At 71.5% G+C, this 12,041-nt stretch carries 9 protein-coding genes; 5 read left to right on the forward strand and 4 right to left on the reverse strand.

The window, feature by feature from the left end; all coding sequences use genetic code 11:
- Window positions 1-182 precede the first annotated feature (182 nt).
- A complete protein-coding gene (locus ACIQOE_RS15975; protein WP_365554618.1) occupies window positions 183-1,067 on the reverse strand; it encodes a L,D-transpeptidase family protein in 885 nt (294 codons plus the stop codon).
- Window positions 1,068-1,164: 97 nt separating this feature from the next.
- Here ACIQOE_RS15975 and ACIQOE_RS15980 point away from each other — a divergent pair, with 97 nt between their 5' ends.
- Entirely contained in the window at window positions 1,165-2,745 is a 1,581-nt protein-coding gene (locus tag ACIQOE_RS15980) for a methylmalonyl-CoA mutase family protein (RefSeq protein ID WP_365554615.1), read from the forward strand.
- Between the two features lie 45 nt (window positions 2,746-2,790).
- Entirely contained in the window at window positions 2,791-3,447 is a 657-nt protein-coding gene (gene leuE / locus ACIQOE_RS15985) for a leucine efflux protein LeuE (protein WP_365570775.1), read from the forward strand.
- A 64-nt stretch (window positions 3,448-3,511) separates the two neighbouring features.
- Here the strand turns inward: leuE and ACIQOE_RS15990 are convergent, their stop codons facing one another.
- Window positions 3,512-4,891 carry an FAD-dependent monooxygenase gene (locus ACIQOE_RS15990; protein WP_401411981.1) on the reverse strand — a complete coding sequence of 460 codons (1,380 nt, stop codon included), beginning with the start codon at window positions 4,889-4,891 and terminating at the stop codon, window positions 3,512-3,514.
- Between the two features lie 71 nt (window positions 4,892-4,962).
- Between ACIQOE_RS15990 and ACIQOE_RS15995 the strand changes: the two genes are divergently transcribed.
- The gene (locus tag ACIQOE_RS15995; protein WP_365554609.1) at window positions 4,963-5,607 is read left to right on the forward strand and encodes a TetR/AcrR family transcriptional regulator C-terminal domain-containing protein; all 645 of its coding nucleotides are present in this window, start codon (window positions 4,963-4,965) and stop codon (window positions 5,605-5,607) included.
- Between the two features lie 93 nt (window positions 5,608-5,700).
- Here ACIQOE_RS15995 and ACIQOE_RS16000 read toward each other — a convergent pair whose 3' ends face one another.
- The gene (locus tag ACIQOE_RS16000) at window positions 5,701-6,615 is read right to left on the reverse strand and encodes a class I SAM-dependent methyltransferase (RefSeq protein WP_401411983.1); all 915 of its coding nucleotides are present in this window, start codon (window positions 6,613-6,615) and stop codon (window positions 5,701-5,703) included.
- A 164-nt stretch (window positions 6,616-6,779) separates the two neighbouring features.
- Window positions 6,780-7,889: an acyltransferase family protein gene (locus tag ACIQOE_RS16005; RefSeq protein ID WP_401411985.1), complete on the reverse strand. Its 1,110-nt coding sequence runs from the start codon at window positions 7,887-7,889 to the stop codon at window positions 6,780-6,782.
- Window positions 7,890-8,153: 264 nt separating this feature from the next.
- Here ACIQOE_RS16005 and ACIQOE_RS16010 point away from each other — a divergent pair, with 264 nt between their 5' ends.
- Window positions 8,154-9,614, forward strand: coding sequence for a hypothetical protein (locus tag ACIQOE_RS16010; RefSeq protein ID WP_351318504.1), 1,461 nt, complete (start codon window positions 8,154-8,156; stop codon window positions 9,612-9,614).
- Complete coding sequence (locus ACIQOE_RS16015) at window positions 9,611-11,929, forward strand: glycosyltransferase (protein WP_401411987.1); 2,319 nt, start codon at window positions 9,611-9,613, stop codon at window positions 11,927-11,929. The genes ACIQOE_RS16010 and ACIQOE_RS16015 overlap by 4 nt, the downstream gene beginning before the upstream one ends.
- The last annotated feature ends 112 nt before the right edge of the window (window positions 11,930-12,041 follow it).

A 12,041-nucleotide genomic window follows, 5' to 3' on the forward strand; every position in this document is an offset into this window, starting at 1 on the left:
CTGAACTTTTTCCCGGCAGGGTGTGACGTTTTCGGCCGTGGCGGCGCAGTAGTGGGTGAGCCGACTGGTCATCGGCCGTTGCACAGAGCCGGGGTTCCCCCCGTACCCGTGGCTCGTGCACTCGGCGCGGGCGGGACACGTTCCCCCGGTCCCGCCCGCGCCCCCACTCCCCGTCCCGGTGCTCACCAGGAGACGACGACCTTGTCGCCGTTACGGACCTGCGCGAAGAGGGCCGACACCGCCGCCTCGTCGCGGACGTTGACGCAGCCGTGCGAGCCGCCCGCGTAGCCCCGGGCCGCGAAGTCGTACGAGTAGTGCACCGCCTGCCCTCCGCTGAAGAACATCGCGTACGGCATCGGCGAGTGGTAGAGCGTCGACACGTGGTGGAGCGACTTCCAGTAGACGTGGAAGACGCCCTCGCGGGTCGGGGTGTACTGGGCCCCGAAGCGCACCGACATCGTGGACACCGTGCGCCCGTCGATCATCCAGCGCAGCGTCCGGCTGGTCTTGTCGATGCACAGCACCCGCCCGGTCAGGCACCGCGGATCGGGCGCGGCGGCCGGCTGACCGCCCATCAGGTACAGCTCCCACTTCCCCGGCGTGTGCGTCATCCGGCGCAGCCGCTGCCAGGTCACGGCGTCGGTCTCACCCGTCCGCGGCAGTCCGCGCTTGCCCTGGAACCCCTTGACGGCCTCGGCGGTGAGGTCGTCGTACGTCCCGGTCGGCCCGTCGAAGAGCCAGGCGACCTGGCGCAGCCGGGCCTGCAGCTCCCGCACGCCGGTACCGGTGTCGCCGCGGGTGAAGACGATGTGCGGCGGGGTGGTCTCGACGGCGGACGGGGTGGCGGCGGCCGTGGCCGACGGCCGGTCCGTCGTCGTGCCGTCGGTCGCGCCGGCCGTCGGGCCGGACGGAAGCCGGATGTGGACGGGCGAGTTCCCCTTGCCGTCCGCGGTGTCCGGCGGCTGCACGGTGCAGCCGCAGAGCGCGGTGAGCGCCGCGAGGACGGCGGCCGAGGCGAGCGCCCCGACGGGCCGCCCCACGATCCCTGAGTACCCCGAGACCTTCATGCCGAGGATGCTTCCCCGCGTGACCGCCGCCGAACAACGGAGCATGGTGGGAAGTGGCGGGCGCACCGCTCCGGCGCGCCCGCGGAGGTCAGCCGCCATGGTCCGAGAGTCGGAGTCCCGACTGCCCGTCGAGCCGGTCTACGGCCCGTCGGCCCTCGCGGGCTGGAACCCCGCCGAACAGCTCGGCGACCCGGGCGCGTACCCCTTCACCAGGGGCGTCCGCCCGACGATGTACACCGGCCGCCTGTGGACCATGCGCCAGTACGCCGGCTTCGGCACCGCGGCCGAGTCCAACGCCCGCTACCGGCGGCTGACCGCCCACGGCACCACCGGCCTGTCCGTCGCCTTCGACCTGCCCACCCAGATGGGCCACGACTCCGACGCCCGGCCGGCGCACGGCGAGGTCGGCAGGGTGGGCGTGGCGATCGACTCGGTCGACGACATGCGGGTCCTGTTCGACGGGATCCCGCTGGACCGGGTGTCGACGTCGATGACGATCAACGCGCCCGCGGCCGTGCTCCTGCTGCTGTACGAGCTGGTCGCGGAGGAACAGGGCGTGGACGCCGGCCTGCTGACCGGGACCGTGCAGAACGACGTCCTCAAGGAGTACATCGCGCGGGGCACCTACATCTATCCGCCAGGACCGTCCCTGCGGCTCACCGCGGACGTCTTCCGCTACTGCCGGGCCCGGATGCCGAGGTGGAACACGATCTCGATCTCCGGCTACCACATGGCGGAGGCCGGGGCCTCGCCCGTACAGGAGATCGCCTTCACCCTCGCCGACGGCATCGCGTACGTGCAAACCGCGCTGGCCGCCGGCATGGACGTCGACGACTTCGCGCCCCGCCTGTCCTTCTTCTTCGTGGCCCGTACGACGCTCCTGGAGGAGGTCGCCAAGTTCCGCGCGGCGCGCCGGATCTGGGCCCGGGTGATGCGGAACGAGTTCGGCGCCCGCGACCCCAGGTCGATGATGCTGCGCTTCCACACCCAGACGGCGGGCGTCCAGCTGACCGCCCAGCAGCCGGAGGTGAACCTGGTCCGGGTGGCCGTCCAGGCCCTGGCCGCGGTCCTCGGCGGCACCCAGTCGCTGCACACCAACGCCTACGACGAGGCGATCGCGCTGCCGACGGACCGCAGTGCCCGGCTCGCCCTGCGCACCCAGCAGGTCCTCGCCCACGAGACCGACGTGACGGCGACGGTGGACCCCTTCGCCGGGTCCTGGGCGGTGGAGCGGATGACGGACGACGTGGAGGCGGCGGTGCTCGTCCTGATGCGCCGGATCGAGGAACTCGGCGGCGCGGTGGCCGCGATCGAGGCGGGATTCCAGAAGGCCGAGATCGAACGCAACGCCTACCGCATCGCGCGGGAGACGGAGGCGGGGGAGCGGGTGGTGGTCGGCGTCAACCGCTTCCGGACCGACGAGGAGGAGCCGTACGAACCGCTGCGCCTCGACCCGGCCGTCGAGGCCCGGCAGGCGGAACGGCTCGCGCGGCTGCGCGCCGCACGGGAGAGCCGGGCCGTCGGCTCGGCCCTGACCGCGCTGAGGAGGGCCGCCGAGGGCGACGACAACGTCCTCCCGCCGATGCGGAGGGCCCTGCGGGCCCGCGCGACGGTCGGCGAGGTGTGCGACGCGCTGCGCGAGGTCTGGGGCGTGTACGTCCCGGCCGACGCCTTCTGACCGCGGCCCCCGCCACTGTCGTACCCCCGTGCGAGACTTCTCCGCATGTTCGGTGTCATCGACCTCCCCACCTACCTGGCGGGCCTCGTCCTGATCGTGCTGCTGCCCGGCCCCAACTCGCTGTACGTGCTCTCGGTCGCCGCCCGGCAGGGCGTACGCGCCGGGTACACCGCCGCCGCGGGCGTGTGGTGCGGCGACACGGTGCTGATGACGCTGTCCGCGGCCGGTGTGGCCTCGCTGCTCCAGGCCAACGCCGTGCTCTTCGCGATCGTCAAGTACGCGGGCGCCGGCTACCTGACCTGGCTCGCCGTCGGGATGCTGCGCGCGGCCCGCTCGATGTGGCGGACCCGGCGGGAGCGCGCCGCCGAGGCCGCCGGCCAGGCGCCGGACGCGGCCGCGCAGGAGAGGCCCTACCGCCGCGCCCTGGTGATCAGCCTCTTCAACCCGAAGGCGATCCTGTTCTTCGTCGCCTTCTTCGTGCAGTTCGTCGACCCCGGGTACGCCTATCCGGCGCTGTCCTTCGTCGTCCTCGGCGCCTTCGCCCAGCTGGCCAGCTTCCTCTACCTGACCGCCCTGATATTCAGCGGCACCCGGCTGGCCGCGGCCTTCCGGCGCCGCAAGCGGCTGGCGGCGACGGCGACCTCGGCCGCGGGGGCGCTGTTCCTGGGCTTCGCGGTGAAGCTGACGCTGGCGAGCGCCTGACCGGCCGGCCCGCGGGCCCGGGACGGCGGCCCGGTGCCGCCCGCCGGGCCCGGCCTCCGGCGGTCTACGCGCCGCCCGGCGCCCCGGCACGTGCCGCGTACTCCCGCAGCCCCTCGGCGCTTTCGCCCGCCCAGCCCACGTAGCCGTCCGGGCGGACCAGGAACAGGCCGGGGCCGTACGACTCAGGGGCCGGCAGGCTCCGGAAACCCTTCACCGGCTCCGGGGCCAGCAGGGTCCAGTGCGGTCCGCGGAAGGCGTCGAACATCCGCGTCCCGTCCGCGTTGCGGCCGTCCGGCGCGCGGTCGCCCGCCCGCACCGGGCCGGGCTGCGGCCGGGTCTCCGCCGTCAGCGAGGACTCCCGGTAGCCGATGCCCAGCTGGACCGTCGCCTCGCCGCGCCGGACCTCGCCGCGGTGCACGCCCGTCGAGAGGTCCAGCATGGCGGCGGCGTTCGCGCGGCGCTCCTCCTCGTAGGTGTCCAGCAGCGCGTGGGGGGCGTCGCCCGCCAGCACCGCGGCCAGCTTCCAGCCCAGGTTGTAGCCGTCCTGGACGCTGGTGTTCAGGCCCTGGCCGCCGGCCGGCGAGTGGACGTGGGCGGCGTCTCCGGCCAGGAAGACCCGGCCCACCCGGAACCGGTCGGCCAGCGCGGCGCGGGGACGGAAGTCGGAGGCCCAGCGCACCTCGGTGACGTCGGCGGCGTCGAGGTGGCTGTACGCCGACACCAGGCGCCGCAGGCCCGCCAGGGACAGGTCGGGCTCGGTGCCCTCGGGCAGCTTGGCGCCCAGCTGGAAGTCGTCCGTGCCGGCCAGCGGGCACAGGGCCACGCCGTTGCCGTCGTCGCCGACGAAGACGTGCCAGTGGTCCCGGTCGAGGCCGCGCACCCGCAGGTCGGCCACGAGGAAGGGGCTCGGGTCGACCGACTCGCCGGTCATCCCGACGCCCACCGCCCGCCGTACGGCCGACCGTCCGCCGTCCGCCGCCACCACGTACCGCGTCCGGGCGGCGGAGCCGTCGGCGAACCGGGCGGTGACCCCCTCCGCGTCCTGCTCCAGGCCGGTCAGCGTCTGCCCGAACGCGACCCGGCCGCCCACGTCCAGCAGCCGCGCGTACAGCACTTCCTGGGTCCGCCACTGCGCGACCATCAGCGGGTCGGTGTACGGCGCGCCCTCGTCGGCGGGCACCGCGTCGAACATCGGCTGCGTCTTCAGCCGTTCGCCGTCCTTCCAGAACAGCTGCGGCGGGTAGGGGCCGCCCACCGCGCGCAGCGCCTCGCGCACCCCGAGGTCGTCGAAGACCTCCTGGGTGCGGGGCTGGATCCCCTTGCCGCGCGAGCCGGGGAACAGCTTCCCGGCCGCCTCCACGACCAGGGCGTCCACGCCGCGCCGGGCGAGGTCGATCCCGAGGGTCAGTCCGGTGGGGCCCGCGCCCACGATCAGAACGTCCATCCCACATCTCCTTAACGTCGTTAAGTGCCGTCGGCGACAAGGCTGCCCTTAACGCTGTTAAGCTGTCAAGCGTGAGTACGGAGAGACGCGCCCCCCTCGACCGCCGCCGGGTCGCCGACACGGCCCTGCGCCTGCTGAACGAGACCGGCCTGGACGGGCTGACCCTGCGGGCCATCGCCAAGGAGCTGGACGTCAAGGCACCGGCCCTGTACTGGCACTTCAAGGACAAGCAGGCGCTGCTCGACGAGATGGCGACGGAGATGTACCGCCGGATGGTCGCGGACGCCGGCGTGGACCCCTCCGGCACCTGGCAGGACCTGCTGCGCACCATGAGCGGCGGCCTGCGCGCGGCCCTGCTCGGCTACCGCGACGGCGCCAAGGTCTACAGCGGCTCACGCTTCACGGGCATCGACCACGCCCCCGAGCAGGAGGCGTACCTGCGCGTCATGACGGAGGCCGGCTTCACCCTCGCCGAGGCGGCCGTGATCGGCACGACGGTGACGTCGTACACCGTCGGCTTCGTGACGGAGGAACAGGGCGTCGAGCCGCTGCCCGGCGAACGCAGGGAGGGCTACGACATGGCGGAACGGGCCCGCCGGCTGGCCGACTTCCCCCTGTCGGCGGCGGCGGGCCGGGACCTGTTCACCGACTACGACAGCCGGTTCGGGACGGGCCTGGAGATCATCATCGCGGGCGTGGAGGCCCGCTACCGCTAGGCGCTCCCCAGGGGCGCGGGGAACTGCGCGAGCGGCCACGACGGGCCCGCAACGGCCCGACACCCGGCCCGACCCGTCGCGGGCCGCCCCGGCCTAGCGCATGGCCCTCCGGAGGGCCCGCGTCAGCACCGGCGGAAGCAGATCCACCGCCACCCGCCGCACCCGGCCGCGCCGCCGCCCGCCGTTCCCCGCCGCCGCGGGCGCCGGTGCCACCGCCTCGGGCTCCTCCGGCTCGCCGGCCGTGCTCGCGTACCGCGACTCCGGGAAGTCCGGCCCCCGCATGCCCTTCGACTTCAGCCGTACGATCCGGTGCCCCGCGGCCTCCTGCACGCTCAGATGGCAGTCGTCGCGCCCCCGCGCCATCGCGATCAGCTCCTCCTGCACCGGCCGCGGGTCTTCCCACGTCCCGTACAGCTTCTGCGTGCTGATGCAGACGGGGCGCAGCCCGCGGTTGAGCACGGCCTCCCAGGTGGCTATGGAGACGCCGGGGGTGTGCTCGGAGCGGAAGTCGTCGAGGACCACGATCCCGTCCGGCAGCAGCAGGTCCCGGGCGGTCCCTATGTCGTCGTGCACGTGCTCGTACAGGTGCGAGGCGTCGACGTGCACGAACCGGCAGGTGTCCGGCGCCACCTCGCCGCGGACGAGCGAGCTGGGGCCCTGCAGCACGCGGGGCAGCTCGTCGTGGAAGGCGAGGTAGTTCTCCTCGAAGAGCTGCCCGGTCAGCCGGGCGTAGGACTTCGTCGACTCGGCCCGGTTGGCCGCGTCCGGCGCGTCGCCCTCGAACAGGTCGCAGACCGTGAAGGTCTCGCCGGGCCGGCGGTGCCGCCCCGTGAAGATCGCGCTCTTGCCCATGTAGACGCCGACCTCCAGCAGGTCGCCGCCGACGCCGGAACCCTCCTGGCGGTCGAGGAACCAGTCGAACAGCATCTGGTCGAGCACCGGGAACCAGCCCGGGACGTCGTCGAGGCGGCGGGGCGGTCGGATCGTTTCCTGAGTGGTGGTGGCCATGCGGAGAAGGCACTCCCTCGGGACGGAGGTCTGTGGGAAACCTGCGGAAAACCTGTGCACCGCGAGGTCCCAAGGTGCCTGCCCGCCGCACCGCTCCGAAACCCACGGAGAAATGAACGGCGGGCCAACATCGCATGGTTAACGGAATATGAAATGGAAGGGAACTAGGAGTTTTTCAAGGACCTTTTCAATCTCGGTCCGAACCGGTTCTCGACCTGCCGGTTGATCAGCCAGGCCAGCCCCAGCATGGAGAGGATCGTCAGCGCCAGCGTGGCCCACGGCGGCACCCCCCAGCCCCGGTGCAGCACCCGGATCACGAACCAGCCCAGGTGCTCGTGGACCAGGTAGAACGGGTACGTGAGCGCTCCGGCCGTGGTCAGCCAGGACCAGGTCGCCCGGCGCGTCCAGCCCGCCGCCACGGCCGCCACGGCGGCGAACGCGAGGGTGATCACGGCCATCGCCACGTACGGGTTCCGGGGGCTGCCGTGGTGCCACAGGCCCTCGGTGGTCAGCCGCATCCCGAGGATCCAGGAGCACGCCACGATGCCCCACGACAGCGGCCGGCTGCCGAAGCGGTGGACCAGGTAGAGGGCCAGTCCGCCGATGAAGTACGGGGCGTACTGCGGCATCACGACCAGCTCGGTCCACGGGCCGCCTGCGGCGGTGGACAGGACGGTCGCCAGGGTCCAGACCGAGCAGAACAGCACGACCCGGCGGTAGGTGACGCCCGGCAGGACGACGGTCAGCGCGAACAGCGCGTAGAACCGCACCTCGACCCAGAGCGTCCAGCAGACGCCCAGCACGCGCGGCACGCCCATCGGCTGCTGGAGCATGGTGAGGTTGACCAGGAACTCGTCGGCGCGCACCGGGTGCACGACGGCGGGCAGCAGCACGGACGCCGCGGTGACCAGCACCAGCGCGACCCAGTAGGCGGGGTAGAGGCGGGCGACGCGGGAGCGGAAGAAGTCGCCGAGGGACCGGCCCCAGCTGCTCATGCAGATCACGAAGCCGCTGATCACGAAGAAGAACTCGACGCCGAGGCAGCCGTAGACGGCCGCCCTGTGGAGGGTCGGGAAGATCTGGCCGGGGTTCTGGTGCCAGGACTCGGAGACGGTTCCGCCGCGGCCGGTGTAGTGGTACAGGCAGACCATCAGGGCGGCCAGCAGGCGCAGGCCGTCGAGGGCCTGGAGTCGGGGGCGGGGCCGTCCGGGCGGAGCCGTGACGGCCGGGATTTTCGCAGGCGGGGGCGCCAGGGTGGTGGTCACGGGAGGCATGGTTCGGGGAGCTTACCCGGACCTGGGCAGTTAATCATCAGATCTGTTTCTCAAGACCCCGGTAAGAGGGGGGTACGAGTCCTGCACCTGGGCGAATCACAGGAATGGCTTGGTTGACAGCCCAATGATTCCCCCGTGCGTCCCGACTTGTTAACCCTATGGTCGTTTTAGCTTCCTAGTTTCTCCATCCGCCCCCTAGGTGCGGGTAAATCCATCACACGCAGCAGGCAAACCCAGGCTTCGCTTGGCAAAATCAGGAGAGCTATGACGAGGGTCCAGAACAGGCGGGCACCTGCACGCGGAGGGGATCTCGACGAGTGCCTGCACGCCTGCGCCGTGCACAGCGGCAAACTCGTCGGCAGCCTCGACCGTCGGCGCGGCGAACTCGCCGAGCAGCTGCGCAAGCTGCTCGTGGTGGTGGCAACCGAGGGCACCACCACCCCCGCGCCGGCCCCGTCCGGGGGTGCCACCGCTCTCCTCAAGCGTGCCGTCAAGGGCGCCGCGACCCCGTCCGGCGGCATCAACAACGACCTGCTGGACGCCCTGCTCGCCGTCGCCAACAAGGCTCTGGAGTGCGGCTACGGCGACGAGCTGAACCTGGCCCTGGTCATCAGCGACACCGTGCTCGCCCAGCGCAAGAACTCCCGGGCCGGCTGGCGGCTGCGCGCCCGCATCCTGGAGGGCCTGGGCGAGGAGGCCGAGGCCGTGGAGGCCTACGAGCGCTACCTCGAACTCACCAAGGACGACGGCTTCGGCGTCGCCAACCGGATCAGCGGCATGCGCCGCGCCGGAGAGCGCGAGAACGAACTCCTCGCCCTCCTCGGGCGCCAGGTGCCGGCCGCCGCCGAGTACCGGCGCGAGAGCGCCACCGCCGTCTGGGCCGAGGGCCTGGCCCTCCGGGCCGCCGGCGACTGGAAGGCCGCCGAGCCCCGCCTGGTCGGCGCCCTGCTGGCCCTCGCCGAGGACGAGGCCCCGGTCGACGACCGCCAGGAGCTGCTCAGCCAGTACCTGGACCTCAGGATCGCCGAGGGCAACGACCCCGGTCTCGCCGAGGCCGTCGCGCTCTACTCCGAGCAGCGCCGCAACCGGATGCGCGGACCGGTCGGCAACCCGACCTTCGACGGCGTGCAGTGGATCACCCTCGGCGAGTTCCGCAACCAGATCGCAGGCAAGTCGGTCTGCCTGATCGCCAACTCCGGCCGGGTGGGCGCCGGCGGCATGGGCAAGGAGATCGACGGCTACGACCTGGTCGTGCGCTTCAACTCGTACAAGATCGACCCGAAGAACACCGGCGAGCGCACCGACATCCACGTCAGCATCCACAAGCACGCCTTCAACTGGGAGCAGCCGGTGACCACCCGGCTGATCTTCGGCGGCGTCTCCGGTGACTGGAAGCACTCGCTGCGCAACAAGCTGGTGCCCGGCGCCCAGCAGTACCTCGGCGACGAGTCGCTGCGCTGGCCCATGCGCAACATCGGGCAGATCGGCCCCGAGACCTGGTCGGGCATCCCGACGTCCGGCTTCAACATGCTGTGGCTGCTGGACTTCCTGGACGTCAGCCCGACCCTGGACCTGATCGGCTTCGACTTCTACGAGAGCGGCGCCTACCGCGTGCAGGAGGCCATGAAGCTGGCCATCACCTCCGTGCACGAATACACCAGCGAGAAGGACTGGGTCATGCAGCGGGCCCAGAGCGTGAGCGACATGAGGATCTCCCTGCGATGACGACGACCTTCACCTCCGCGATACCGAACACCGACGCGAGCGCGCTCACCAAGAAGCGCCGGATCGCCTTCGCGTCCTACGTGGACGAGAACTACCTCCCCGGCTTCCTCGTCCTGCTGCGCAGCCTCGCCCTGTCCAACCCGGCCGTCTGCGAGGACTTCGTCGTGCTCTACGACGACCTGCGCCCGGCCTCCGTCGCGAAGATCCGCGCCCTGCACCCGCGCATCGTGCTCCAGCGGGTCAACGACACGCACTACGACTCCTACGTCAAGGGCGACCAGGACAACTACCTGGTCCGCAAGGCGTACTTCATCCTCGACATCTTCCGGCTGCGCGACTACGACACGGTCATCACGCTGGACACCGACATGGTGGTCCTCGGCGGTCTCGGCGAACTGCTGGAGCTGCGCGAGGGACTCGCGGCCGTGCCGCAGTTCTTCTACGGGCAGCACAAGCTCAACTCCGGCCTTCTGGTGATCCAGAAGGAGTACCTGTCCGACGAGTTCTGCGCGAAGATCGACAAGGCCGGCCGCAGCGGCGAGTACGAGCTGGACAAGCACGACCAGGGCATCCTGAACGCCGTCCTGGACGGCGACTTCGTCCGCCTCGACGCCAAGTACAACTTCGTCAAGCGGCGGCTCTCCGGCGACCTCCCGGTCCCGGAGGACACGAAGATCCTGCACTTCACCGGCCGTCACAAGCCCTGGCAGGGCGGCGAGATGGGCTACGCGCAGGCCGAGGACCGCTGGCGCGAGTTCGAGATGACCGACGCCGAGTTCCACGCGGCCTACTTCGACTCTCCCGGCGGCCTCCACCACGACCTGGTCGTGCACTTCGGCACCCCGCACGTCAAGCGCACCGGTGACGTGGAGATCGCCCGCAAGGTGGCCGCCGCGCACATCGCCTCCGGCGACTACCAGGACGCCGTCGACGTCCTCACCAGCGTCCGCATCCCGCTGGACGAGGCCTGGCCGCACGAGGTCCTCGGCCACGCGCTGATGAGCGTCTCGCGCTACGAGGAGGCCAAGACCCAGCTGCTGCTCGCCGCCGCCGCCCCCAACCGGGCCGCGACCGCCTTCTCCCGGCTCGCCCAGATGGCCTGGGTGCACGGCGACAACACCGAGGCCCTGCGGTACGCCACCGCCGGCCTCACCGTCGACCCGACCCACCGCTCCAGCCGCCTGTGGGCCCAGCGCGCGGCCGCCGTCCCCTCCCAGGAGCAGGGCAGCGCCGAGGACCAGCTGGCGCACGTCGCGTTCTACATGGACCGGCAGGGCAACGCGGGCGACAAGCTGCTCCCGGAGACCGTCCGGCTCGGCTTCGGCCCGGACACCACCTCCCGGCGCTGGCACTCGGTGCACGCCCACCGCTACTTCGACCGGGCCGCCCTGGAGCGGGTCAACGCCCGCCGGGGTCTGGTCATCGGCGGCGGCGGCCTGTTCATCCCGGACACCATGCCCAACGGCAACAGCGCCTGGCAGTGGAACGTCCCCGACGAGCACCTGCGGGCCGTCGACGTGCCGATCATGGTCTACGCGGTCGGCTTCAACGCCTTCGACGGCCAGTCCTACCGGGCCGGCCGCTTCAACGAGAGCCTGCGGCTGCTGGTCGAGAAGGCCTCCTTCTTCGGCCTGCGCAACCACGGCTCCATCGCCAAGGTCCGCGGCATGCTCCCGCCGGAGCTCCAGGACAAGGTCGTCTTCCAGCCCTGTCCCACCACGGTCATGCGCCAGCTGGTGGCCGGCTGGACCGACCCGTCCTACCGCGAGGACACGGTGCTGCTCAACGCGGCCTACGACCGCGCGGGGCTGCGCTTCGGCCACGACTACGCGCACTTCCTCGCCGAGATGGCCAAGGCCGTGCGCAAGATCGGCGCGCACACCGAGGTCAAGTGCGTGGCGCACTCGCTCGACGACGAGAAGATCGCCTTCGACCTGCGCCGCGAGCACGGCATCTCGCTGCCGGTGATCCCGATGTACGACTTCTCCAACGACGAGATCCGCGAGACGTACGCCAAGACCCGCCTGGTCATCGGCATGCGCGGACACGCGGGCATGATCCCGTTCGGGGTCGGCACGCCGATCATCTCGCTGATCTCGCACCCGAAGATGGCGTACTTCCTGAACGACATCCAGCGGCCCGAGTGGGGCGTCTCGGTGCACGAGCGGGACCTCGGCGACATCCTCACCGAGCGCGCGATCGGCATCCTCGACGACCACAGCCGGACCGTCGCCGACGTGCACGACCGCCAGCAGCAGCTGTGGAAGGTGACCGAGGACAACGCCGCCACGATCAAGAAGATCCTGGGCCGGTAAACCCGAAGGGGCGGGTCCGGAGATCCGGACCCGCCCCTTCGAGAAGCGGTTCGACAGCGCGCCCCACAGGGGCGCGGGGAACTGCGCGACCAGCCACAACGGCGCCGCAGAC

The sequence above is a fragment of the Streptomyces sp. NPDC091282 genome, assembly GCF_044757385.1.
GTDB classification, from domain to species: domain Bacteria; phylum Actinomycetota; class Actinomycetes; order Streptomycetales; family Streptomycetaceae; genus Streptomyces; species Streptomyces gramineus.